This is a genomic window from Paenarthrobacter sp. NPDC057981 (assembly GCF_042886835.1).
Lineage (GTDB): Bacteria > Actinomycetota > Actinomycetes > Actinomycetales > Micrococcaceae > Arthrobacter.
On record NZ_JBHVQI010000017.1, the window covers coordinates 24,844 to 49,536 of the forward strand.

At 62.9% G+C, this 24,693-nt stretch carries 25 protein-coding genes; 8 read left to right on the forward strand and 17 right to left on the reverse strand.

Features of this window, described 5'->3' with window-relative positions:
• Positions 1–70 precede the first annotated feature (70 nt).
• The 11 genes from ACFVSI_RS15285 to ACFVSI_RS15335 form a co-directional block, all read right to left on the reverse strand.
• Positions 71–616 (reverse strand): hypothetical protein, encoded by a 546-nt coding sequence (locus tag ACFVSI_RS15285; protein ID WP_387825273.1) that lies wholly within the window; start codon positions 614–616, stop codon positions 71–73.
• Positions 617–832: 216 nt separating this feature from the next.
• Positions 833–1,135 carry a DUF4193 domain-containing protein gene (locus ACFVSI_RS15290; protein WP_387825276.1) on the reverse strand — a complete coding sequence of 101 codons (303 nt, stop codon included), beginning with the start codon at positions 1,133–1,135 and terminating at the stop codon, positions 833–835.
• Positions 1,136–1,262: 127 nt separating this feature from the next.
• The gene (locus ACFVSI_RS15295) at positions 1,263–1,469 is read right to left on the reverse strand and encodes a hypothetical protein (RefSeq protein ID WP_387825279.1); all 207 of its coding nucleotides are present in this window, start codon (positions 1,467–1,469) and stop codon (positions 1,263–1,265) included.
• A gap of 70 nt (positions 1,470–1,539) precedes the next feature.
• Positions 1,540–2,739, reverse strand: a complete 1,200-nt coding sequence (lhgO, locus tag ACFVSI_RS15300) for an L-2-hydroxyglutarate oxidase (protein ID WP_387825282.1) — start codon at positions 2,737–2,739, stop codon at positions 1,540–1,542.
• Positions 2,740–2,864: 125 nt separating this feature from the next.
• Entirely contained in the window at positions 2,865–3,356 is a 492-nt protein-coding gene (locus ACFVSI_RS15305; RefSeq protein ID WP_387825285.1) for a DUF805 domain-containing protein, read from the reverse strand.
• Between the two features lie 244 nt (positions 3,357–3,600).
• On the reverse strand, positions 3,601–5,151 hold the full coding sequence (gene menE, locus ACFVSI_RS15310) for an o-succinylbenzoate--CoA ligase (protein ID WP_387825288.1): 1,551 nt from the start codon (positions 5,149–5,151) through the stop codon (positions 3,601–3,603).
• A gap of 10 nt (positions 5,152–5,161) precedes the next feature.
• The gene (locus ACFVSI_RS15315) at positions 5,162–6,487 is read right to left on the reverse strand and encodes an MFS transporter (RefSeq protein ID WP_387825291.1); all 1,326 of its coding nucleotides are present in this window, start codon (positions 6,485–6,487) and stop codon (positions 5,162–5,164) included.
• Between the two features lie 73 nt (positions 6,488–6,560).
• Positions 6,561–7,016 (reverse strand): MaoC family dehydratase, encoded by a 456-nt coding sequence (locus tag ACFVSI_RS15320; RefSeq protein ID WP_039239911.1) that lies wholly within the window; start codon positions 7,014–7,016, stop codon positions 6,561–6,563.
• A gap of 35 nt (positions 7,017–7,051) precedes the next feature.
• The gene (locus tag ACFVSI_RS15325; RefSeq protein ID WP_387825294.1) at positions 7,052–8,266 is read right to left on the reverse strand and encodes an acyl-CoA dehydrogenase family protein; all 1,215 of its coding nucleotides are present in this window, start codon (positions 8,264–8,266) and stop codon (positions 7,052–7,054) included.
• Between the two features lies 1 nt (position 8,267).
• Complete coding sequence (locus tag ACFVSI_RS15330) at positions 8,268–9,158, reverse strand: amidohydrolase family protein (RefSeq protein ID WP_387825297.1); 891 nt, start codon at positions 9,156–9,158, stop codon at positions 8,268–8,270.
• A 2-nt stretch (positions 9,159–9,160) separates the two neighbouring features.
• A complete protein-coding gene (locus ACFVSI_RS15335) occupies positions 9,161–10,099 on the reverse strand; it encodes an SDR family NAD(P)-dependent oxidoreductase (RefSeq protein ID WP_387825300.1) in 939 nt (312 codons plus the stop codon).
• Between the two features lie 139 nt (positions 10,100–10,238).
• On the opposite strand from ACFVSI_RS15335, the gene ACFVSI_RS15340 reads away from it, so the two are divergent.
• The 4 genes from ACFVSI_RS15340 (at position 10,239) to ACFVSI_RS15355 (ending at position 13,050) form a co-directional block, all read left to right on the forward strand.
• Positions 10,239–10,697 carry a MarR family winged helix-turn-helix transcriptional regulator gene (locus ACFVSI_RS15340; protein ID WP_144662785.1) on the forward strand — a complete coding sequence of 153 codons (459 nt, stop codon included), beginning with the start codon at positions 10,239–10,241 and terminating at the stop codon, positions 10,695–10,697.
• 138 nt (positions 10,698–10,835) lie between these two features.
• On the forward strand, positions 10,836–11,057 hold the full coding sequence (locus ACFVSI_RS15345) for a hypothetical protein (RefSeq protein ID WP_387825304.1): 222 nt from the start codon (positions 10,836–10,838) through the stop codon (positions 11,055–11,057).
• 90 nt (positions 11,058–11,147) lie between these two features.
• Positions 11,148–11,666, forward strand: a complete 519-nt coding sequence (locus ACFVSI_RS15350; RefSeq protein ID WP_387825306.1) for a hypothetical protein — start codon at positions 11,148–11,150, stop codon at positions 11,664–11,666.
• Between the two features lie 151 nt (positions 11,667–11,817).
• A complete protein-coding gene (locus ACFVSI_RS15355; protein ID WP_387825308.1) occupies positions 11,818–13,050 on the forward strand; it encodes a MinD/ParA family protein in 1,233 nt (410 codons plus the stop codon).
• A gap of 12 nt (positions 13,051–13,062) precedes the next feature.
• Here ACFVSI_RS15355 and ACFVSI_RS15360 read toward each other — a convergent pair whose 3' ends face one another.
• The 6 genes from ACFVSI_RS15360 to ACFVSI_RS15385 all read right to left on the reverse strand — a co-directional run bounded on the left by ACFVSI_RS15360 (position 13,063) and on the right by ACFVSI_RS15385 (position 20,889).
• Positions 13,063–13,932 (reverse strand): DUF6177 family protein, encoded by an 870-nt coding sequence (locus tag ACFVSI_RS15360; RefSeq protein WP_387825310.1) that lies wholly within the window; start codon positions 13,930–13,932, stop codon positions 13,063–13,065.
• Positions 13,929–14,309 carry a hypothetical protein gene (locus tag ACFVSI_RS15365; RefSeq protein ID WP_387825311.1) on the reverse strand — a complete coding sequence of 127 codons (381 nt, stop codon included), beginning with the start codon at positions 14,307–14,309 and terminating at the stop codon, positions 13,929–13,931. The genes ACFVSI_RS15360 and ACFVSI_RS15365 overlap by 4 nt, the downstream gene beginning before the upstream one ends.
• Complete coding sequence (gene eccCa / locus ACFVSI_RS15370) at positions 14,299–18,258, reverse strand: type VII secretion protein EccCa (protein ID WP_387825313.1); 3,960 nt, start codon at positions 18,256–18,258, stop codon at positions 14,299–14,301. The genes ACFVSI_RS15365 and eccCa overlap by 11 nt, the downstream gene beginning before the upstream one ends.
• Before the next feature lie 6 nt (positions 18,259–18,264).
• Positions 18,265–19,209 (reverse strand): hypothetical protein, encoded by a 945-nt coding sequence (locus ACFVSI_RS15375; RefSeq protein WP_387825315.1) that lies wholly within the window; start codon positions 19,207–19,209, stop codon positions 18,265–18,267.
• A 67-nt stretch (positions 19,210–19,276) separates the two neighbouring features.
• Positions 19,277–20,629, reverse strand: coding sequence for a type VII secretion integral membrane protein EccD (gene eccD / locus ACFVSI_RS15380; RefSeq protein ID WP_387825317.1), 1,353 nt, complete (start codon positions 20,627–20,629; stop codon positions 19,277–19,279).
• On the reverse strand, positions 20,626–20,889 hold the full coding sequence (locus ACFVSI_RS15385) for a hypothetical protein (protein WP_387825318.1): 264 nt from the start codon (positions 20,887–20,889) through the stop codon (positions 20,626–20,628). The genes eccD and ACFVSI_RS15385 overlap by 4 nt, the downstream gene beginning before the upstream one ends.
• Positions 20,890–21,339: 450 nt before the next feature.
• Between ACFVSI_RS15385 and ACFVSI_RS15390 the strand changes: the two genes are divergently transcribed.
• From ACFVSI_RS15390 to ACFVSI_RS15405, 4 genes are read left to right on the forward strand one after another with little or no spacing between them, the layout of a single operon-like run.
• On the forward strand, positions 21,340–21,678 hold the full coding sequence (locus ACFVSI_RS15390) for a hypothetical protein (RefSeq protein ID WP_387825320.1): 339 nt from the start codon (positions 21,340–21,342) through the stop codon (positions 21,676–21,678).
• A gap of 3 nt (positions 21,679–21,681) precedes the next feature.
• Positions 21,682–21,987, forward strand: a complete 306-nt coding sequence (locus ACFVSI_RS15395) for a pore-forming ESAT-6 family protein (RefSeq protein ID WP_387825323.1) — start codon at positions 21,682–21,684, stop codon at positions 21,985–21,987.
• 17 nt (positions 21,988–22,004) lie between these two features.
• Positions 22,005–22,340, forward strand: a complete 336-nt coding sequence (locus ACFVSI_RS15400) for a DUF6507 family protein (protein WP_387825326.1) — start codon at positions 22,005–22,007, stop codon at positions 22,338–22,340.
• Between the two features lie 32 nt (positions 22,341–22,372).
• Positions 22,373–24,679 carry a DNA/RNA non-specific endonuclease gene (locus ACFVSI_RS15405; protein WP_387825329.1) on the forward strand — a complete coding sequence of 769 codons (2,307 nt, stop codon included), beginning with the start codon at positions 22,373–22,375 and terminating at the stop codon, positions 24,677–24,679.
• Positions 24,680–24,693: the final 14 nt, after the last annotated feature.

Here is a 24,693-nt window from a genome sequence, read left to right on the forward strand (position 1 = left end):
CAGTTCGCCGGAAACTTCCGTGCGAGCTGGCAGCTTTCCCGCTATCTGGGCGTTCTACGAGGTTGCGGGCTTACCAGTGATGGGCGACGTCCACCACAAGCCGAGAACCGCCGTCGGGTCCGTCCAAGGCAAAGACCCGGAACGGAAGCCTGGCGCGGACACCCAGACCAATGCTCGTCGTGCCCTCGAAGCTGCCCGCATAGACCACTTGCCGGAACGTCTGATAGCCGGAGACGTTGGAAAGCTCCGCCTTCGCTGCCGGCAGGTACGTAGGGTTGCCCTGTTGATCATAGGAAGGCGCAGTGACCATCACTTGAAGGTCCGCATCGCCCAGAACCGGGATAGGGAACCCGGTGGGATCCTGGGTCACCACCGGAACGTACTGCACGGAGTATCCGGCCACCTTGCCACTGACATCAATCACCAGCCGGTCAAAGCACGCCTGCTGCCCTGTACGCACCGCAGTGACATTGCCCGAACTCATATCCGGATCAGCCTTAGCCAGCGAACCCCAGGTGATGCCGCAATACGACGCCGCCGAGGCTGGCCCCGGCACTGCCAGACCGAGCCCGGCAGCTGCCAGAACAACTGCCAAACCCGCTCCAATTTTCCTCATTTTTTGTGCCCCCTTCAGGCGAAGTTGATACTTCAACTGTAGGAGCGCATTCAGTCCGTTGGACCGGTTGTGGCCGCTTCGGCGCATAACCGTTAAAAGGACGGCCAGCTGATCACAGGAGGATTATTAAAGGCTGTGCCAAGCACCCAGTACGGGCTGTTTCACATGGCATCTGCCACGTTTTCGTAATCAAAGATAACGTGATCAGCGCGTTATTCAGCCTTCGCAGTCCTTGCAGAACGTGAGGCCGTTCTTTTCCAAGGCAATCTGAGACCGGTGCCGGACCAGGAAACAGGAGCCACAGGTGAATTCGTCGGACTGTTCGGGGACCACAACGACGGTCAGTTCCTCGCCCGATAGATCGGCACCGGGAAGGTCGATTCCTTCGGCGGTATCGACATCCTCAACGTCGATGACAGCAGTCTGCGCGCCACCCCCGCGGGACGCCTGCAAGGCCTCAAGCGATTCAGCGGGAGACTCTTCTTCTGTCTTGCGCGGGGCGTCGTAATCAGTAGCCATTGAGGGTTCGCTTTCGTTGCTGCATAGTGCCTATTCCGGCACCTCAGTGAAGGAGTTTAGGGCATACTACCCGGCAATAACGAATAGTGTGCTCAACGCAACACAAATGCAGCTTCCGATGCGGTTCCTAGCTGGCTTTCGGTGCTCTGCCGGCGTGGGATTGGATCGCCTGGGCACCAGCCACCGTGACACCACTCAAGGCGGGCAACCAGGTCCAATCCGCAGCCACACCTCGCGATTTTTCCTCTTCAGGATCCACGCAATCCAAGACGTACGCTGCCTCAATCCAGCGCCCCAAGGCCTGGCCAATACGGGTTGCCAGTGAAGTGATCATGGGCCAAAGCTATCCACACGGGATGTGGACCCCGTTTCCGGGTGGTCACAGGCTTGTTAATTCACGTCCCTCAGCCGGCAAGCGCCTGTTCCACGATGTACTCCGCAATCGCCATGGACGAAGTAGCCCCGGGCGACGGCGCGTTCCGCACCAAAACGGTGTCCCGGCGTCCGGCGATGACAAAGTCGTCCACCAGCGATCCGTCACCGTTCATTGCCTGGGCGCGGACGCCGCGGGTGCCGGGGAGAACGGTTGCGCCCTCCAGCGACGGAACAAAGCGCATGGCTTCGCGGATGAACTTCTTTTGGCTCACGACGGTCTGGAATTCCCGCACAGCGGAGGGCACGTTCTTTCGGGCGAAGTTCCAGAACCCTGGAAACAGCGCGTAATTCACCATGTCGCGGACATTCACCGCGTTCCAGGCGTAGGACTCACGGCCAAAGGAAATGAAGGCATTCGGACCCAGCATCATTTCACCGTCGATGCGTTTGGTGAGGTGGACTCCGAGGAAGGGATGCCTGGGGTCCGGTACCGGATAGATCAGGCCCCTCACCTGTTGGCGGGCTTCGTGGCCCAAGAGGAAGTACTGCCCAAAGAAGGGCACGATTTTCGGGGTGGCAGGCTCACCAGTGGCCTCGGCCAGCCGGTCCGATTGCAGGCCTGCGCAAGCCACTACCAGGTCAAAATGCTCGCTGCCGCCTTTCGTGCGAACCACCACCCCCTCCGCTTGCTGATCCAACGCCGTTACTTCCTGCCCGAGCCGGATGGTCCCGCCCGAGGCGCGCACGTCGTCGGCGAGCGCGTTGGTGATGGCCGTGTAATCCACGATCGCCGTTTCCGGCGAGTGCAAGGCAGAAAGCCCGACGGCGTTCGGCTCCACCTCGCGTATCTGGTCGCTGTTCAACATCCGCACGCCCGGGACCCCGTTGGCCGTGGCACGCGCAAAGATGGCGTTCAGGCGTTGCTGCTCCCCGGCTGTCTGTGCGATGACCAATTTCCCACAGGCCTCGTAGGGCAGGTTCCTGGAGGCGCAAAATTCCTGCAGCAGTTCCACTCCCCTGCGGCACAACCGTGCCTTCAGCCCGCCGGGTTCGTAGTACAGGCCGGCGTGGACCACCCCTGAATTGTGGCCGGTTTGGTGGGCGGCCAGACGGTCCTCTTTTTCGAAGATGGTGACCTGCGCGCCGTCGAGCTTGTTGGCAAGTTCCCGCGCAACCGCAACACCGATGATTCCGCCACCCACCACGGCGCATCGTTTGATCGTTCCCATGGCTGGCGCTCCTCATCGTTGGGGTCGGTCCGCGTCAGTGACAGCATGTCACGACCATGGCTGGCGGGGCACGCAAAAAGGGGCGGCACAATATGTGCCGCCCCTTTTACTGAGTGCGTGACGTGCTAGGCCGTCGGCTGGTCGAAGCGCTGGCCTGCCGGGTTGGACGGCAGGAGTGCGAAGACCAGGATGGCGAGGCCGCCCACGAACGGGATAAGTCCCAGGAGGGCAAGCCAGCCACTGAAGTTGCCGTCGTGCAGACGACGAACCAGCAGCGCGATGGACGGAATCAGGACCGCCACGTAGAAAACGACGGCCAAGATTCCGCCGACTACCGCTCCAGGGCCCGGTACGGCGGTGCCATTTGCCGAGACAGTGGCTCCGGCGCTTCCAAGAACCAGAGTAAGGATCTGAAGGACGAAGCCGATGACGCCCAGTGCAAGGGCGACCCACCAGTATTCACTGCGGCTGGCGCGGCCACTGAAGGCGGCGTACTTCTTGAAGAAACGCTGGATAGCCGCGCCAATCGGGGCGCCGTAGTAGGGAGCCCACAGCGGCGGTTCGCCCGCCTGCGTGCCGTAAGGCTGGGTCTGTTGCGGTTGTTGCGGGTAGCTCATTGGTATATCCCCCGGGTTTCGTTGTGACAATGCGTACTCAGAGACGAGTCGTGCCAATCGTAATGCCCCGGAAGCTATTTAGGCAGTTCGATGGACAAAGTTAACCCGGATTTAGCCCATTGACGGATTGTTTCGCACGTGACGCCGCCCACAAACCGACCAAATGTGAGCGAGCGTTGGCGCCAAACCGACGGGATGTGAGCGAGCGTTCGGCCCAGGCGGGTGGGACGTGAGCGAGGGTGGGTTACCGGGCGTATTGCTTGCGGAGGTCGGTCTTCCGAATCTTCCCGCTGGCCGTGCGCGGCATTTCCTCCACGAACACTACGGACTTGGGAATCTTGTACCGGGCCAGCTTCCCTTCCAGATGCGAGCGCAACTGCTCCTCAGTCAAGGAAGTCCCCTCGCGCAGTGTGACGATGGCGCGGGGCACTTCTCCCCATTTGTCGTCGCTCACCCCGATGACAGCCACACTCCCCACAGCCTCGAGCTCCGCAATGGCTGCTTCCACCTCGGCGGGATAAATGTTCTCGCCACCGGAAATGATCATGTCCTTCAGCCGGTCCGAGACGAACAAGAAGCCGTCACCGTCCAGGGAGCCCATGTCACCTGACCGGAACCAGGTCGAGTCGGCATAGCTTTCCGCTGTGGCCTCGGGCCGGTTCCAATATTCCTTGATGACGTTGGGCCCGGAGATCTGGATTTCGCCTACCTGGCCGGCTCCTGCGACCCCACCGAACGGGTCGACGATCCGCACATCCGTGAAGAAGTGTGGTAGCCCCGCTGATCCGGCTTTCTCCTTGGAGGCGGAGACCGGCAGCATGGTGGCGCCGGGAGCCGTTTCGGTCATGCCGTAACACGCCGTAAATCCAATCCCGCGTTCTTCATACGCGTCCAGTACTCGCTGCGGAACGGCAGAACCGCCACAGGTGAGCTTGTCCAGGGACCTGAGATCCGCCGTCGACCATTCCGGATGGTCGCAGAGCATCTGGAAGGTGGTGGGAACGCCGCTGAGGGTGGTGACTTTGTGCCGGCCCACGAGTTCCAGGACGCGTGCGGGGTCGAACTTGGACTCGAGGATCACTGTCGCGCCTTTTAGCAGCATCGGCAGCAGGCCCATGTCCAGGGATGCCACGTGGAAGAGCGGCGAAATCATGAGGGCAACGTCGTTACGGCCAAGGTCCATGTCCACCACGGTGTTGACGCAGTTCCACGTGATGTTGCCGTGGGTCAGCAGAGCACCCTTCGGCTTGCCTGTGGTGCCCGAGGTGTAGAGGATCATGGCGCCGTCGTCCAGGGTCACCGCTTCATCCAGCGGTGCAGCGTCGGCGCCGGCGATCACCTCGCCGTACTGTTCGACGCCGGATGGCAGCTGGGCAGCGGCACCTGCAGGGCCGTCGTCGGGCGCCACCACAAGACGGTGGATTACCGCTGTGTCCGCCACTGATGCTGAAGCCACGACGTCCAGGGCTTCGGCGTTGACCAGGACGCTCGCGCCGCAATCCTGAAGCTGAAACTGCAGTTCCGGTGCCGCCAGGCGGGTATTGAGCGGAACGAAAATCGCTCCGAGCAGCCCGCAAGCAAAGAAGGTTTCAACAAAGGACGGGTGGTTTTCGCCGAGGTAGGCCACGCGGTCGCCCTTGGCCACTCCCCTGTCCTGGAGGGCGTTGGCGAGGCGGTCGGCCCGGTTGGCAAGTTCGAGGTAGCTCAAGGTTTGCTCGCCATGGATGAGCGCTGTCTGGTTTCCGGACTTGATGCGGCGGCGGTGCAACCAGGATCCAACTCCGTTGTTGTCCATGTGCGTACTCCTAACTGACCGTGGAAAGGTCGTTGTTCTTAGACTCCCGCGTCAGCAGGATGAAGACAATTGACACCAGCGACATAGCGGCCAGGAAGACCACCACGGGGACGATGCTCTGGCCTGCATCCTTGTACAGGCCCGCAACGATGCCCGGGGTAAAGCCTGCGCCGATCAACGTCGCCAGCTGGTAGCCCACAGCCGCACCGGTGTAACGGTTGGTGGTGCCGAACTGCTCGGAGACAAACGCCGCAAGCGGCCCGTAGAGCGAAGAATGCAGGATGAGTGCCACCGTGAACGCCAGGAAGATCAGGGCGATGTTGCCCGAGCTGAGCATTCCGAACATGGGGAACAGGTACAGGATGAACAGGGCCAGGCCAGCAACCATGACCGGGCGGCGGCCGAAACGATCTGACAAGCGCCCGCCCAACAGGACAAAGAGGATGGAGATGGCCGAAGCACCCGCGAAGGCATAGAGCACACCCTGCTGGGGCGCGCCTTTGGACACTGCATAGGTGACCGAGAAAGTGGGGAGCACTACCTGGAGGCCAAATCCGGCGGCTCCGGCAAACATGATCATGATCAGTGCTTTGGGACGCTTCAGCACTTCCACAAGCGGGACCTTGCGCTTGGTTCCCAACGCGCTTTCCTTGGCCACAGCCTCGGCGAAGATGGGGCTTTCGGAAACCCGCAGTCTCACGAACATGCCAACGATCAGCAGCACAAAGGAAAGCAGGAACGGCACCCGCCACCCCCAGGCCAGGAACGCGTCCTGCGGAAGGGCCGAGAAGATACCCATCACCACGGTGCCCAGAACAGCGCCCGTCGGCGCACCCGCGTTCACAAACGACGCCGCGAAGCCGCGCCGTTTCGGATCGGAGTGTTCCAGGGCCATCAGCGCAGCGCCGCCCCATTCACCGCCGACGGCGATGCCCTGGAAGACCCGCAGGATCACCAGAAGCACCGCTCCCCACGGACCGATCACGCTGGATCCCGGGATCAGGCCGATCAACGTGGACGCGATGCCCATCATGGCCATGGAGACGATCAACATGCCCTTGCGGCCAATCCGGTCACCGAAATGGCCGAAGACGATGCCACCCAAGGGCCGTGCGACGTAGCCCGCGGCGAACGTTGCATAGGCCGCCACGACTCCTACCCACTCGTCCGTTCCGGCGAAGAACACCTTGGGGAAGGCAACTGCTGCCGCCGTCGCGTACAACAGGAAGTCGTAGAACTCGATGGTGCTGCCCAGATAACTGGACATGATGACCGTACGCGCTTCTTTACGCTTGGCGGCCGTGCTCGACGGTGCGAGTGCAGTGTGTCCTGACATGGCTGTTCCTTGGAAGAGGAGGGACTTTGTTGTGGAGAGTTACCTACAGAAGCGGCTTATTTACAGATCCGGCTTACTTGTAGAAGCGGGCCAGGAATTCGGCGACGACGGCGGGACGTTCCTGGCCTTCGATTTCGATGGTGGCGTTGACCTTGATCTGGGCACCGCCCTTGACTTCGGTGACCTCGGCGATGCTTCCCTGCATGCGGACCTTCGAGCCCACCTTGACCGGGGAAGTGAAGCGGACTTTATCGAGCCCGTAGTTGACCTTCGTGGTGACGCCATCGACGTCGAACAGTTCACCCCAGAACGGGATGATCAGGGACAGGGTGAGAAAACCGTGCGCGATCGGGGCGCCGAACGGGCCGTCCTTGGCACGTTCGGGATCAACGTGGATCCACTGCTGATCGTCCGTGGCATCGGCGAACAGGTTGATTTGCTGTTGGGTGATTTCCCGGTAGTCGGTGGTGCCCAGGTCCTTGCCGGACATGGTGAGCAGGGTGTCGAAATCGACGACGAGATTGGGCATCTTTGCCTCCTGGTTGTTGTGTTGTATCGCGTGGTTCAGTGGGTGAAAGCACTCTCGCCCGTGAGGGCGCGTCCGACGATCAGCGCATTGACTTCGTGGGTGCCTTCGTACGAATAGACAGCTTCTGCGTCGGCATGGAAACGCGCGACGTCGGCGGCGAGCGTGATGCCGTTGCCGCCCACGACTTCGCGGGCCAAGGCGACGGTTTCGCGCATCATGAGGCTTGTCTGCATTTTTGCCAGTGCGGAATCCGGGTCCCGGTAGCTGCCTTGGGATTGTTGTTCGTTCAGCCTGACCACCAAGGCCAGGGAGGCGGTGAGGTTACCGAGCATCCGGGCCAGTTTCTCCTGCACCAGTTGGAAGGAACCGAGGGTGCGGCCGAATTGCCGGCGTTCCCTGACGTAGGCCAAAGCCGCTTCGAAAGCCCCGGCCTGGATGCCCGTGGCGATCCAGGCGACATCCGAGCGCATGGCGCGCAGCATGGCTGCAACGTCCTTGAATGAGTCCACGTTGTGCAGCCGCATCGACTCGGGAACCTGGACACCTGCCAGAGTGATGTGCGCGTTCTGCATCATCCGCAGCGAGGCCTTGCCGTGGATCTTCTCCACCGTCACTCCGTGCGCGTTGCGGTCCACGAGGAAGCCTTTGACCTGTCCATCGGCGACGTCCCGGGCGAAAACACAGAGCACATCCGCCGTGGAGGCGCCACCAATCCACCGTTTCGCGCCATTCAGGACCCACGTTCCGCTGCCGGGGAGGTCTGCCTCGAAACGCGCCGTCGTGGCGAGCCCGCCGGCGATGTCGGAGCCGTGCTCAGGTTCGGTCAGCGAGAACACGCCCTTGAGCGAAAAGTCGATCACGCGGGGCATCCATTCGCGCTGCTGTTCCTCCGAGGCGCCCACCCGGATTGCCGTCCGGAACAGGCCCGCTTGCGCGGTGTACCACGTGGCAAGGGAAGCATCGGTGCGGGCGAGCTCGAAGATCCGGAAACCGTGATAAATCCCGCGGGCGGGAGCGTCAAACGGTTCCATCAAGTCGAGGTCGATCAATGGTTGCGCCAGTTGCTCCGGGAATTCCCCGCGCTCCCAGTAATAGGCCAGGAGCGGCTTGGCTTCGGTGTCCAGGAATTCCCGCAGCCTGGCCAGCACTGCGCGCTCGTCAAAGCCCAGGAGCGCTTCGGCGTCGTACCAATCCGCCACCGGGTAAAGCCGGGCACCCAGGCCGGCTTCCGTCGTCGTGCTTGTTGTCATCTCAGCCACCCAAACCCAGCAGGCGGACGGCGTTGTCCTTGAGGATCTTCGGCCGGACCTCGTCCTTCAACGGCAGGTCCGCGAACGCTCCCAACCATTTCTGCGGCGTGATCAGGGGAAAGTCCGTGCCGAACAGAACCTTGTCCTGCAGCACGTTGTTGGACAGGCGGACCAGCGACTCGGGGAAGTACTTGGGCGACCAGCCGGAGAGGTCGATGAAGACGTTGGATTTGTGGGTTGCGATCGAGTTCGCCTCGTCCTGCCACGGCACCGAGGGGTGGGCCATGATGATCTGCAGCCCGGGAAAGTCTGCGGCGACAGCATCCAGCAACAGCGGATTGGAGTACGCGAGCTTGATGCCGTAGCCGCCCGGGAGCCCTGCACCCATACCGTTTTGGCCGGTGTGAAAAACGCACGGCAAACCGAGCTCCTGGAGCGTCTCCCACAGTGGGTAGAACTGCTCGTTGGAAGGATCGAACCCTTGCAGTGAGGGGTGGAACTTGAACCCCCGGGCGCCGAGATCAACCGCCTGCTGCTTCGCGCCGGCGATGGCGTCCTCCCCTGTTCGGGGGTCGATGCTGCCGAAGGGAATCAGGACATCGTTGTTCCTCGCCGCACCCTGGATCAGTTCCGGGATGCTGTTCGGTTCGTGCTTCAGCTGGGTGCGCGCGTCAACGGTGAAGACGACGGCGGCCATGTTCAGTTCGCGGTAGACCTCGGCGATCCTGTCCAGCGACGGCGTCCTGTCCTCGGCCTTGAAGTACTTCGCCGAGGCCTCTGTCAGCGCGTCAGGCAGCGAGCCATGTCCGCAGCTGTCCACTTCAAGGTGGACGTGCATGTCGATCGCGTCCAGCCTTGTGACGTCAAGGCCAGGTTCATAGCGGGTAGTCATGGTCAGCGGACCTGTGCAGCTTCGGGCTGGAGTTCCTCGGGCAGCGGCAGGAATTCCTCGCCGTAGCTCTGCAGAGTTTCCTTGCTGAACAGTTCACCAGCGCTCTCCTGCAGGGCCTCGTAGCCCCAGCCGCCCTCGCGGTATTCGGTGGTTGCCGGCGTCGGGTGCGTCCACACCTGAAGCCGGTCACCTCCGGCGCCGATCGCCTGGCCGGTGATGTCGGATGCTGAGTCGGAGGCGAGGAAGGCAATCAGCCCGGCGACGTCGTCGGCCGTTCCAAACCCGAGGTCGTGGCGGAAGAAGCGCGGCATGGCGTCGCCTCGTTCGTCGGCCTCAACGGCCTTCTGGAAGTACGGGACGGTTTTGGTCATGGCGGTGGCGGCCACGGGGATGACGGAGTTGACGGTCACGCCGGCCCGCTTCATTTCCAGTGCCCAGGTGCGGACCATACCGACGATTCCGGCTTTTGCTGCGGCGTAGTTGCTCTGACCGAAGTTCCCGCGCTGGCCGGTCGGCGAGCCGATGGTGATGATCCGGCCCGGGATGTCGTTTTCCTTGAAGTAGGCGAAAGCCTCACGGACGCAGGTGAACGTACCCTTCAGGTGGACGTTGATGACAAGGTCGAAGTCCTCGTCGGTCATCTTCAGGAGGCTCTTGTCGCGGAGGATACCGGCGTTTGTCACCAGGATGTCCAAGCGGCCGAACGTCTCAACAGCACCGGCGACCAGCGCCTTGGCAGCGTCCGTTGAACCTACGGGGACCACCACCGCAGTGGCTTTGCCACCCTCGGCCTCGATCCGGGCGACCGCTTCCGCCGCTGTCTCAGCGTTCACGTCGTTAATAACGACGGCGGCACCCTGGCGGGCGAGCTCCCTCGCGTAGGCGAGTCCAAGGCCTTGTCCACTTCCGGTGACGATTGCAACCTTGCCGTTCAAGCTCATGGCGTGCTCCTTCGCATGCAGTAACCGGCCGAAGCCGGTGGGGCCGATCCCACTGCGGCGTGAGATCCTTGTCATGATCAATGAGAATACGGATCATTGAGAAAGTCAACGATTGTTTTTCATTACTATTGGAGTTGTCATGGGCCTGCAAAGCACCGAAGTGGAAACCCCGCGCCTGGCCGAGGCCAAAATCGGCAGCGATGTGGGGCTGCTGCTCGCCAAGCTGCACGCCACCGGGTCCCTCCTGAACAACAAGGCACTGGCGGACTACGGGCTCCGCGAGAGGTCCTTCTCGGTGTTGACTTTGGCCTGCAGCGGGCTGGAGCCAACCCAACGCGAGCTTGCCGATTTCCTCAGCCTCGACCCCAGCCAAGTGGTCAGCCTGGTGGATGATCTTGAGCACCGCGGCTTGGTGAAAAGGGCTCAGGGCAAGCAGGACCGGCGTGCGAAGATCATCGTCTCCACGTCAGAGGGCCGGCGGATCCACAACAAGGCGCGGGCTGCGCTCGAGGTGTGCGAGCAAACACAGCTCGCTGCGCTGAACGAGGAAGAGAACGCTCAACTGAGGGCGCTGTTGAAGAAGGCGCTGTGGGGGTAGAAGCTCGCGTGCGGCTTCTTTGAGCCGGCGGCGTTAATGCTCATCCACTGCACTCATGGACAGTTGCACAGCCACTCCTGAAGTCGGTATGCGATTGTCCATTTCGGCGCTCGTCGGGTTGTGTCAGGATCAGGGATCATGAGCTTCCCTCTCTTCCACGATCCCTTGCAGGGCACCGTCACTGTTGACGTCCAGCCCGTGCGTGATCCCCAGATCCACCGCCCCTCCCGCGCCGCCACACAGGCGCCACGGTCGTCAACCCACGGGACAAGGACGCCCCGCAGCGCACGCCAGCGGGAAGTAGCAAAGGTTGCCGATGACCTCCGCGCGCTGATGGCGAGGACCTCCGGAGGGCGGTAAACAGGCATTAGCGCTTAGCTGCGGCGACTCGGACTGGGTAGTATCCAGACAAATAATCTATTTGTTGGGGGCCGAGCCGTGGGCTTGCACATGTGGTACCTGGTGAACTTATCCGTTTCTGCAACGGAAGCGCAGAGCGCTGTGCCGAGGCTGAAGGGCTGGCTCGAAACCAGAGGATGGGCCGGCGCCGAACGAGAGCCCGACTGGGTTGAGGGGCTATGCCTCGCACCCGGTCCACGACCGCTCGAAAACGGGCACGCGCTGCCCACCAGTAACCTGACACTCATTCATGGCCGTAACGGCTACTCGATGGGCGAGAACTTCACCCCACCCCCCTGCCCGGAGTGCCGGGAGATTCTGGACGAAGACATCCTCTTTGAGGCGTACAGCGACTGGTCCGAGAGTGGTTGGACACTTGAGACGCAGCCAAACGTCGCCTGCGACTCGTGCGGCGAAGAAAAGCCTGTTCTTGATTTCGCTGATGAAAACTCCCGGGTGGCGCGGGGCAACCTGGCGCTTGCCCTTTACGGGTGGGATCACCAGGACCTTTTCGCGGCCGTCCAAGAGAACTTTCCCGGGTATTGGCGCGTGATTTACAGTCACACGTAGTCCTGAGCGTCATAAGCAGACGGGCCGCTCACGTCCAAGTTGAAAGTGCCTCCGCAGCAGACGTGACATGACCCGCCCTGCTTACCCCGGCTAGTATCACTGGTTGGAGAGCGTCACTACGATGCACAGCGGAATATCGAAGGGTACAACGATGGAACTGGGGCCCACACGTGTCGAAGTGTTCGCGGACGGCAGGGTAACTGTAGGCGGAGAGGCCATCTCCCCGCCGGACGGAATCGATCCCTACTCGGCGGCAATCGCTGTTCTCGCAGACTACGCCAAGGCGTCCGGGGCGCCGGTGCTTGCCGACGCAATCGACCACGTCAAGGGGCAGCAGGGCCGGTTTCACGTTCACCAGGACGGCCGCGCGGAGGCCGTGAATGGTTTCCCAGGTACAGCGGGCTCGCCAGCGGCACCATCAAGGCCCCCAGTAGTGGCAGCCGCGGCAAACACCGCTTATGGCTCATCTCATTTGGAGACCCAATTCGTCCGGCCGGACAAGCCGCGCCCCACCAGCGGAATTCGGGGCGCCCTGTACTCGGCAACCGGCGGCTTGCTGAACCTCGGCCCCAGCGCCAAGGACCAGAACGAGGCCGAGCTGGAACGCAGGATCGCCCGCCCGCTCTCGGGAAGTTTCAACACCGCCATCCTCAGCCTCAAGGGCGGCATTGGCAAGACATCCACCACGGTAGGCGTGGGCATGATCCTCGCCGAGTACCGTGGTGACCACCCGTGCGCCATCGACGCGAACCCTGACAGCGGCGACCTCGCAGAGCGCGCCCTCGGCGAAATGCTCTACCAGAAGGTCAAACCGCGCACCATTACGGACATCGTCCGCGACATCGACCAGATCAATTCTTTGACCATGCTCACTGACTACATGCATCACGCCAACAGGTTGCATCTTGTGGCCGGCGAGCAAGATCCCGCCTTGTCCGATGCCCTGACAGCCGAGGAGTATTTGAAGATCAAGAAGTTGGTGTCCCAGTACTACTCGGTGACTCTCACCGACTGCGGCACAGGCGTTTCACACCCGGCCATGGCTGGCGTCCTCCCGGAGGCTACCAACTTGGTCATCGCATCCGGCTATGCAGTGAGCGGCGCCAAGCGCGCCCGCAATACGCTGCAATGGTTGGCCGATCATGGCTACGAGAACCTCGCCAGGAACGCCATAGTGGTGGTTACGGACAAGGACCAGGTATCCAGCCGCGTGAACAAGCGGGCCATCGAAGAACACCTGGCGGGATTCTGCCGTCAACTCATCACTGTGCCGCACGACCGCGGCGTCGCAGACGGCGACCGCATCTCACTGGACAAGATCGCTGCCAGCACCCGCCGGGCGTACAAAGAGATCGCAGCTGGGATTGTTGACGGCTACGTTTAGAACCCGAATGGACTAGCCAGCGCGGGCCGGACCCAAAGCCTGCAGCTGCAATCGGCGGGCCGTTCCACCATCCCAGGAGGATGACTCCGGGTACCGGATAGCCAAATGCTGGAACGGCGCGGTTCCGAGGATTTCGGTATCAGCGCCGGCATGCCCATCTGGTCCCTGATGGAGCGTCGGCCCGAGTACCAGCAGTTGCGGCACCCTGAATCCGTCTCCGCCCACAGGTATGCTGAGCCCTGCGGCGCCGAAATGAAGGTCGATTCCGAACTCCTGTGCGTTGGCCTGCACTGCCGCCACCTCCAGCCGCTCCCGCCCGGCTGGAGACATACCGGGGTGTGCCGCCACCAACACGTCGAAGGACTCCACCACACCGGCTTCACTACGGTAGGCGGACAGGACTCCGGCACTTCCGTTCCCCGACAGAAGTCCGATTGCCAGGGGCATCTTCTCTCGTAGCCTGGCGGTCAGCAGCTCCGGATTCCAAGGCTCCTGCAGCGGCTCCGCGAAACCCATGTATTCGGGAGCGCACCCGGCCGCTGCCAACATCCCGGAGGTAAAGGCGCCCAGCACCAGGTCGCCGGTGGCAGCGTGCAGCACACTGCCATACATCACGACGGCGGGGCTCGGCTGGGGTGCGCCGCTCGCCTCAAAGGCATCAAGCAACGCGCCGTCGGGTCCTTCCACAACCCACGGCAATCCTGCGGCCTTGAGGAAGGCCACCAAGGGGTAGCTGGCGGTCGCATCGGCAGGCGTCTGCAGTGCCGGAATGCCTTTCCCTGCCGCTTCAAATGCGGCCTGCTGCAGGTCCCTGTGCAGCGTCCCGCTTAGCCAGGCGCGTCCGGCAGGAGTCATTACGGGGACCAAGGGCAGGGAAGTCATGATCCCCATTCCGCGTTGATGACCTCATTGGACTGCGGATCAATCAGGACTCCCTTGGTGCCGATCACGGTAATCATGAGGAAGGCCCGAACGGCTTCGGCGGTGTCCTTGTCGTAAGGGCAGTTGACCTCGGATACCCACCCGTCACCGCCGATCTGCCGGGCCACCTCATCACCGAATATCCGCCGCACTTCGGGGTTCGGCACCTGCAAGGGAGCGCTGATCAACCCCAGGTCCTCCCCTGCCAGGTTCACGATCAGTTTCTCGGAGCCTTTCGCAGCAACCAGTTGGAATTTGTTCTCGAATTCTCCACATGCGTAGGAAAACCGGCCTTCCCGCGGATCCTGATCACAAATCAAGTGAAAGTCATAGCTCATGGGATGCAACCTCGTAGTCGTAATGGAAGGTCTGAACGGTCACGGGTGGGCGGCTTGTACGCAGAATCCGGGCCCGTCCGGTGGGAAGCGGGACGGGCCGCTCACCATTGGCTATCACTCCTTCTGAGCGGTCCCCCGAGAACATGATGACAGGTGCGCCGGCGGCCCGCAGACTGGCGATGAAGGGGTCGTGCATCATCATGCCGCTGCCCGTTGTCCTGCTGGTAACCACGGCAAAAAGGCCGATGTCGGCTCCGGAGGGGAGATAGCTTGCCAATGCGCGCAGCGGCTGGTTGCCGGTGGCGGCGAGAATGTCGTAGTCATCCACCAACAGAACTATTCGCGGGGTGCGGACCGGCATGCTGCTGCCATCGCCCAAGCGCTCCTGGGCCTGGCCGGCAACAAATTCAGCCAGCTGCGCCGCCCGCTGTCCGTTCGCAGCATATTCACCCAGGTACGCCTCCGGAATGAAGTCCTGCAACTGTTGTCGCGGGTCGAACACAGCAAAGGCCAATTCCCCCGGCGCATAGCTACCCATCAACTGCGAGGCCACCGTCCGCAGCAGGTTGGTCCGGCCGGTTTCGGGGTCTCCGAGGATCACCGCTGCCCTGTCGACGCCGAACAGATCGAGGTTCTCCATGCCGGCGTCGTGCTCCCGCACCCCCAGCGCTATGCTGCCGCGGGAGCTCACGTGTCCATCCGGAAGCCGCGCCAGGCCAGGCAGGACGCGTACAGGAGGCGCGATGGTCGTGGCGTACTTCTGCAGCACCGCGGCCAGCTCCGAGAGTTCCTGCCCTGTGTTATCACGATCGGGGCTCGCAGCCAGGGACGGAAGGGAGAAATGCCCGATCGTTTTGTCCATGGTCAGGGCCCGGCCAGGCCTGTTGGCACCCAGCGTGGTGGCGAGTCGCCGGTCGAGGGAGTCGGCAGGATCCGCGATATGCAGCTCGATCCTGGTTCCCAGCAGCGACTGCCTCGACATCCTGACCTCGGACCAGTTCCGCATGCTCACGATCACGTGGACGCCCAAGGTGCTGCCGCGGGTCATGACGTCGTGTACGGCCTCTTCCAGTTCAGGAAATTCCGAGGTCAGGCTTCCGAAGCCGTCGATGAAAAGAAAGGCGTCCGTGCAGCCCAACCCGTCCAGCCCACCCCTGGAACGCAAAGCGCGCATCGCTTGGAGTGAGTCCAGTTTGTGATGATCGAACTCTGCCTGTCGGGCATTCAAGAGGCCTTGGACTTCTTCGATGGTCCGTCGGAGCAACTCCCGGTTGCCGCGACCAGCCACACCGCTGCAGTGCGGGAGTGCCGATAGGCCAGCCAGCGCGTTTCCGAGGAGGTCCACCGCGTAGATGTTGACGTCCTCCACCCGGTGGCTCAAGGCCAGCGACGCCGCAATGGTACGCAGCGCCGTCGACTTACCGCTCTGAGGTGCGCCAATGACCGCGAGGTTGCCACCCCGGGCTGTCAGATCAAGATGCCATGGCCCCTGCCACTGCCGGGCGGGGTCGTCCAGGATCCCGACGGCGGGACTTAAGTACCGTGGTTGGGCGAGCCTGGGGCCGGTAGAGGTGAGGTCCAAGGACGCACCCGTCCCGGCCAGCGAGACAGCCTCGGGCAGGGGCGGGAGCCACACGGGTTGCGTCAGACGCGGCTGCCCGGCGGCGAAACCCACGACGGCGGACAAAATGGTTGCGCTGTCGGCCTGGTCCGGGGACTGCGTGGCATCGACTACGGTGCCCCTCGCCGGGACCAGGTCAGGGAGCGTAGTGCCCGTTTGTTCAGCCAGGCTGAACGGCCGCACTGGGACGGCCTCCGCAACGGCAGGGACGGCGTCGTCATCCTGCGAAGGCAACGCCCCGGAAACGTAAGCTGCACGGAACCTTTTGAAGACGGTGGTGTCCACTTTGAGGATGCCGTGCCCGGGGGTGCTGGACAGGTGGTAGGCATCCGGGACGTCAATGATGCTCCGGCTTTCGCTTTCAGAGTTGGTGTGGAGCGCTATCCGGTAGGCGAGGTAGGTGTCCAGGCCACGGAGCATGCCTTGCTCCACTTTCTGGGAGGCCAGAAGCAGATGGATGCCGATGGAACGGCCGATCCTGCCGATGGACAGCAGCAGGTCGATGAAGTCCGCGCGGGCGGTGAGGAGCTCACCGAATTCATCGATGCAGACAAAGAGGTAGGGCAACGGTTCGGCTAGCACAGGGTTGTCAGGGTTCCTGCGGCGGGCGTTGCGGTAATCGTTGATGTGCGCGAAGTCGCCACCGTTTTTCAGCAGTTCCTGCCGCCGCTTCACATCCCCGGCCAGACTGGAATAGATCCTGTCCACCAGGCTGGCGTCGCTGACCAGGTTTGTCACCAGGCCTGCCACATGCGGCGCGTCTTCAAAAGGAGCGAACGTCGCGCCGCCTTTGTAGTCCACCAGGACCATGTTGAGATCCTCTGGCGAGTGGGTGGCGATCAGGGAAAGAACGATTGTCCGCAGCAACTCGGACTTACCTGATCCCGTTGCGCCGACGCAGAGACCGTGGGGTCCCATGCCTTGCTGGGCGGGTTCTTTCAGGTCGAGGTGGACGGGCGTTCCGTCTTCATCTTCTCCGATGGCCATCCGGAGGAAATCAGGCCCTCGTTGGCTCTTCCACAGCTCAAGCATGGCCTCGGCCGTGTAGTCGGAGAGGCCTAGTGCTTCGGCGTAGCTGCGCGAGGACTTGTGCTCTCCAAATTCGTGGGACAGCTCTGACAAGCGCAGCGGGGCCAACGCCCTGGCTACAGATTCAGCCACCACAGCAGACACGTGGTCTGCCACGCCATGCGTGACCTGTCCGGTGGCGGTTGCTTCCATGGTCAATGCCTCTGGGGAGACCACCAGACGGAGGTCGACCCGCTCCGGCTCGTGCTGCTGCTCTGCCAAGAGGTGGATACGGGTCACAGCGAGCTTGGACAAGGGAAGGTCCGCAGGAACGCCCGGCATATTGCCGGCGTTCCTGCCCGGCAGGTCGGAGATGATGATGAGACGGGGAAGGGCGTCTGCCGGGACTTGTTGGAAGTTCCGGGCAGCACTGCTCAGGGCCGTCAGCCTCGCTCCCATGGAATTTTCCAGCAGGCCAGCCAGTTCGGCTGGGGATCCCGCCCTGCGCAGGGTTCCCCTGTCTTGGAGATGGGGCAACCATTTGGTCCATTCCCATTCCGCCAGCTCAGGGTCGTCCACGACAATCGCCAGTTCAACGTCCTCAGGTGATTGTGCCGAGACCAGCTGGCAGACCAGGCTGCGGCACACCATCAGAGCCGTCTCCCGGTCTCCCACAATGGAGACGTCCGACACCGCGGCCAACGGCAGAGTCAACGGCATGTCCGGGTTGGTGCCGAAACGCTGGCGAAGCTGTTCGGCTTCGGAAAGCATGAAGGCGTCCGGACGCTCCACGGCATCACCGCTGTCCTGCACCATGATGGGCCTGCGGGGAACGCTGCCGGTACCGAAGCGCGTCACGAGGAAGTCCGGGCTGGTCCGGCGTCGCTCCCAGAGCCGGTGTGGATCATTCACTACCCGCTGTACGAGGCGGTCGACCGGCGGGTGGGCAGCGTTGGCCGCCACTCTGGCCAGGTGCTCCTCTGCCTCGAAATCCGCACGGCGGCGCCGAAGGTAATCCATGTACAAACGGCGCTTGGTTGCCCTTTGCCGTGTGGCCTTGCCGCGCTGGGAGAACATGAGCACCACCGACGCCAGGACAGTGGCAACCATCATGATCGCCCCAATGCCCGCCAGCGATGATCCACGGAAAAGCATCATGACGGTCACCGACGTTGCGGCACCCAACATCGGTACCAATGCAAGCAGGTTCATCCCGCCCGCTCCCCCGGCCAGCTGCGGCGGCGCATCCAACTGCGCGGCTTCAGGTATCCTCTCGGGAAGAGTGGTCCGGGCAGGACGATGAACGATTCGCGTTGTCATATCTGCCTATGCCCTGTTGGCGGCCATCAGGGCCTTGCCTGTTAGTTCGGTGGCGGCGATCCGGGAACGGAAGCCCAGCCGCCTCAGTTGCAGGGTGCCGCCTTCGGCCAGATGCCGGTCAAAGGGAAAGGCGTCACCGGCAGTTGCCAGATCATGGTTCTGCCGGGAACGGACTACGACAGGGACCTGCTGTACATCCGGGAACTCCTTGGCCAGGGAATCCCGGATGGAGGCGGCCTTGCTTGCCTCGGGATTGCCTGGAGGCGAAACCAGCACCACTGCGTGGGCAGTAGCCAGCAACGCAGCCGCGTGACGTGACAAGGGCGAGCTCCCGCCGTCGACAACCGTCACCGACATGAAACGCGACAAGGTCGACGAAACATCTGTCCACTCCTGCAAGGCAATGGGGGCATCGGCCAGGGCGGGTACGTCGGAGCGACCGGTGGCGAACACCTGGTTTCCACAGGCAGCGGCATTGCTTACGGCGTCGGGCAAAATGCGGACGGGCTGGGTGCGGAACTGCTGCATCAGCGCAGTCAGCGGCGTCGAGTGCGCTGCCCCCAGGTACTGCAAGAGGCTTCCGTAGTGGTCGGTCGCGTCCACGGCAATAACCGGTTCCTGCCGGATACTGCCCAGCAGTCTTGCAAGCAACGCTGTCACGGTGGTGGTTCCCGCTCCCCCGGCCGTTCCGAGAACCACGATGCGCCGACCGGTAGTGATGGGAGCTTCAACCGCTGAACTCGCACGGATCAAGCGCTCGGACAGCGCGCCGGAAGTCACGGCGTCTGTCACCTCAAACCGGAGCCGCTCCCACCAGGTGTCGCCGCTTTTCCGTACTGGACCAGCTGGCGCCGCTGGGGGCTGCGGGACAGAAGGATTCGACGGCGGCAGCAGCGGCGCATTGGCGCCCATCCCCGGGAAGCCGCGGGACGGCGCCGTGCTTGTTCTCATCCCGACAGTTTCCTGACGTGGCGGGTCAGCCAACGATTCGCCGAGGGGGAAACCGGAGCGCGGTTGTTCAGCCAAAAGTTTGTCCTAGTTGTGTGTAGGCACCGGAGAGTCCCAGTACCAGCGGAATGGTGGCGAGGACGCACATGAGTTCGATGCGCGCTGCGATGACACGGAGCCGGGCAGCGGCCTGATCGCGGACCTTAAGGACCGCGGCAAGGAGCACCAGTCCGGCCAGGAGTGCAGCGATAACGAGGAGCAGCGGTTGCTTGGTGGCCAAAGCAAAGACCTGGATTGCGCCCCAACATCCGCCGGCAGCGGCGATGTAGAGGCCAGCCCGTTGCGCAGCCAGGGGCAGCGCAAGGCCGCGGAAGGTCAAGGCACCCAGCAGCGCAACCGATAACAGGACGGCCCAGACGGGCCGGTCCTTCGCAGTTGCAACAACCACGACGGCGACGCCGGCAACCGCCGCTGCGGTCAAGGTCCAGCCAGTTAAGGTGGCGTGAGCGGCGTGGATGGCGTCCAGGGTTGTGCTGCGGGTGATCCGCTTGCCCTGGCGTTGGTCGTCGTCCAGCCCGCTCAGTCCGGTGAGCACGGTCGCCAGACGGGGCGCGACTCCGAGCGCGAAAATGGCCGCGATAGCCGTGATGCCTGCCGACAGCGGCTGGTCCCTGGTACTGAAGCCCAGCACCGCCCACAAACCTCCGAGGGTGAGGAGCAAACCCCCGCTGGCGAGGAACGGCACATATTTTCCTGTGGCCACAGCTGAGGCAGCCAAGGCCGTCACCAACGCGGCCGACAGGAGCAGCGCGCCGGTGGCGAACGGAGCCACGAGGAAACCCGCTGACGCGGCGGTCGCCAAGCCTGCAAACACCAGTGCCAGACCCGCCGGTACGGATCGTGTACGTCCTGTCAGGGAACCGGCGATCATCAGGCCGGCGGCGATCGCAATGCCGATCAGGGCGGCACTCTTGTTTCCTGTTCCACGCAGAACCATCACAAACGAAGAACCCGCGGCGGCCATCAGCAGTCCAGCAACCGTGGACAGACCTACAGCCCTCAATGGTCCGGTCCACAATGCCGGGAGCCGTTCGGTTGATTCCGCAGCGAAGGACGGAACATCGTACACATCCGGGGCGGCCGGAACATCGCGTTCCTCGCGCAGGTACAGCATGGAACCGTCGGAGATGCCTGCCTCACGGAGCGTCGTGGCACTCTCCAAAGTGACACCCAAACTGGTGGTCAGCGCGTAGGAAGTGAGCAGTACCGTGCCCGTGCTGCTGGCTGGTCCGGCGTCGCTGTCCTCATGCATCAGGTCCAGGATCTGCGGCATCAACCAGGCGATGGGTTCATCGGACGGGAGCCGTACATCGAGGTGGCGGTGGGCCGCGATGACCGTGACCCGGCTTAAGGCCGTGCTCATAGGGTTCCTTTGGAGAGAGATACCGATGCGGTCGGCACTGTTTGTTTGGCCGCCTGTTCGCTGAGCAGATGCTGGACAAAGCTGAAGCCCACACAGATCGCGGCGATGAGCGCGGCAATGAGCAGCGACTGCATCAACCTCGTCGTCGCCGTCGCGTAAGTACGCTCCTGATGATTCCGTCCAAAAAGGACGGAATCATCGAGCCTATGCTTCCTGACCCGCGCAGACTCGAGCAGGCGGGAATCGTAGTCTTCAGCCATGTGGCCTCCCCAATCAGGCTCCTGTACGGCGTCATTGTGGCACCAACCCTAATCCACGGCACCGACTAAATTACCGTCCAGACCCTAGCATCCGATTGGATGGGAAGGTTTACACGGGCTGCCGCATGCACTTCGTTGGAAGGGAGCGTGTGGTCGGTATTGTCCCGCTAATACCTAGATGGTGACTGGTGAGCACTCATTTTGGCGGTTTCAGCACCTAGATTGGGCCTTTTCACCCCCTAGTTTGGCTGTTCCGCCACCTAGTGTCGGTGGTGTGGGGCATGCTTGGTTCCGGTCGGACAGCTCGCCGGACCATCCGGCGTGTGACCGGCCCGTCATAAAGGATTCAACACCTGTTAGTGCATCGACTGGACTTAATAAACGGTTTTCAGGATGCTGTTAAGGTGCTCCGGCACCGCCACGACCGATGATCAACCCTTGGGGGAACGCATGGCCATCTTCGACATGGGCGCCGAAACGCTCAGCCACCTGAACAAACAAACCGACGCCTCCCACCAGGACCTCGGCGCCCTGGTCCGCCGCTTCGTCGACGCCGTCACCCCGCTCGAAGGCAAATTCAGCGGCGCGGGCAAAGCCGCGTTCGACGCCTTCAAAAACCGCTCCGACCTCGTCGCGTCCGAACTGAACACCGCCCTGGCGGCGATCGTCACCGGCCAGTCCGGAATGAACACCGCCTTCACCCAAGGCGACCTGAACGCCTCCGATAACGCGCGCCGCTCCGAAGGCGCCGCGAACTTCGACGCCGCACGCTTCCAAGGACGGGCCTAACCCATGACCACCAACCGCATCGCCTACGACACCAACATCTCCGCCCAGGTCCAATCCGACATCCAAGGCCTCGCCGCGCAACTCGAGTCCCTCATCGCGGCCCGCCAAACCGACGTCAACCAGGCCATGGCCGACTTCCGCGCCGACGGCGTCGACACCGAATACCAGACCGTCGAAACCCGCTGGAACAACGCCGCCGACGAAGTCAAAGCCATCATCACCCTCGTCCGCACCACCCTGGGCCAGAACGACGAAACCGCCACCACCGCCGCGACCTCTGCCCGCAACGCCGTGCAGAGCATCGGCTAACCCCCGGCTTCTCGATCATGGCTGTCTGGAACATCGACGTCGCCGCGGCTAGGGCCGTGATCTCGACGACCGCGGCCTCTGTCGCAGGGTTGGATGCCCCGTTGGCGAAGATGCAGACCGCGGTCGAGGGCATTGCCGGGGCCGTCCCGTCCGCCCAGGTCCAGGAAGCACTCGGGGCGTTGGTAGAGACCGGGATGGTCCCTGCCACCAAGGCCGTGATGGAGCGCAGCACCGCTGTCCTGACCGGAACATCCGAGGCGATCAGCCATTACGCCAACGGCGACCTGGCCATGGCCTCCACCGCCGCCGCCTCGGCTGCGACCGTGCACGGCCCCCGCAGCGGGCTCCAATAATCTCCCGGGGCGTTGGAAGGAAAGAATTTCTCATGAGCGTGGACTTCACCGATGTCTGTACCCCTGCTGGGGGCCCGTCGGGGATCAGTGTGGACGGGTTGCCTCCGCTGCCGGACCCTGAGGCTCTGGACAGCCAAGCCCGTGCCCTGGCCACCTCCGGCGAAGCGGTCCATTCCGGGATCAATGACGCTGCACGGTCCTGGGCCGGGCTTTCGGGTGTTTACGAAGCCCCCGAGGCCGGGCAAGTCCTGGCCGGCTTCGGCCCGGTGTTCACCCAGTCCCGGGACCTGGCTGCCTTGACCGGGAAAGCCGCGACCGTGCTGAGCGCGTACGCGGACCGGGCCAGGGAACTGAAACAGCGCATCAATACCCTCCGCGCCGACATCCAGGCACTGGATGCCACCATCCTGGGCAACGATAACTGGCAATCAGTCCTGCACATCGTCGATCAGCACCGCGAGACCATGGACAAAGCCAGCGCCCTGGCCCAAGCCATCCTCGACTCGGACGCGGCCTGCGCCACCGAACTGAGCGCCCTGACCTGCGGGCAAAAATACACCGCCGCGAGGATCCCACGGTCCAACCTCAACAACTCCACCGACCTGCTCTCCAACGCGTTCAACCACGTCCAGCACTTCTTCGGAACCGACGAGAAACTCCCCGACCTGCCCTGGGGTCCACCGAACGTGTCCCTGCGCCTGGGAGGCCTCGGCTCCGCGGGCCAAGGATTTGTCAGCTCCCTGATCGGTGCCGGCCAAGGCCTGCACACCCTACTGGGCACCACCGACCGCATCAAACAAGCCCTCGCCTGGCACAGCCTGTTCGCCCTCGGCGGTGCTGTCCTGACCACCAAAAACGTCATCACCAGCGGCGGCAAAGACATGACCGCCCACGACGCCCAAGCCCTGCAAACCACCGCAGGGCTGGCCAAAGAAACCATCCACTACGACGAATGGGGCACCGACCCCTGGCACGCCGCGGGCGCCACCACCTTCGACGTCGCCTCGCTCCTCGCGGGCGGCACCGGCGCGGGCCTGGTCGCCGGATCAGCCGCCGCAAAGCTCGGCCTGGCAGCTGAACGACTGAGCATCGCCACGATGGACAGCGCCAGGCTCAGCCGGATCTCATCGGCGCTCGGTAACGCTGCCAATGGGTTGCACCGGACGAGCATGTTCTTGGACAAGCCAGGGTCGCTGGCACTGAAGGTAGCAGACCTCGTCATGCCAGAGACCACCGCCAAGATACTTGACCGACTCACCCAGACACGGGCCGCGGGATGGGCTGGGCTCAGCCTTGCCAAGGCGGGCACCATCGAACTGGCCCAAGATCTGAAGCGAGCCACGGCCGATAGCCTTACCAACATTGGTCAGGGCCTGCGAAACGCCGAAGCGCACCTTCCTACCGCCTTGCATCCGGAACCGGCAGGGGTGCCGAACCGGCTGGACAACGTCACGGCCGGAATCCGCGAGAACACCGCGCACCCGACGACCGGTTCCGGCGCACGTATGGACAGCACCACATCCACGGCGCTACCTGCGGTTACACCTGACCCGTTCCCGCCGCACCCAAAGATCGCGAACACCGTGCTGCTTCGACATGGTCACGATCTCTTCCCAGTGAGTCGCGCAGACAACTTTGCCGCAAAAACCGGGTTGCAACCCCACACCGAGTACATCGTCGAGCACCGCACAAAAATGCGGGACGACGCAGGTGGCCTCACTGCAGACACACTGGAGAGGTTCTACACCGACGCCACAGGACGGGTCGAACGCGTAGACACTTTCGCTGGCGTCAAGGGTGCCTGGTCCGCCGAACTCAACAAGCGCATGCCCAACGTCACCTACAACGTAGTGGCAACAGCCGACGCTGGTCTCAAGAACCACTTCACGATCATCACCGATGACTTCGCCAAGCCCAAGAGCGTCGAGGCGCACATCACCGGGCTCCTCAAAGGCGACATCAACCGGAACACATGGCAGCAAATACTCGCGGGCCTCCGCGTCGGCGGACCCGGCTACGACGGCGGCCACCTCATCGCCTCCCTCTTCGCCGGCCCCGGCGAAGGAGCCAACCTCCTAGCCCAACTCATGTTCCAAAACAGAGGCCACGGAGTCCCCAACGTGCCCGCCAACACACAGGCCTTTTTCCAACTCGAAAGAGAACTCATGACAAAAGCCCTCCACCGCATCGACACCGGACAGCCCCTAGACTTGCACCTAAAGGTAGAAGCCGTCCCCGGGCCAAAACCCGGGCTGCCAAGCGGGCTCAAAGTTTCCCACTCATTTGACAGAGACTTGCCCCAAGATGACTTCTTCCCCAATCTTGAACTCCCCAAGTAAAGAGGCCTCTAAAT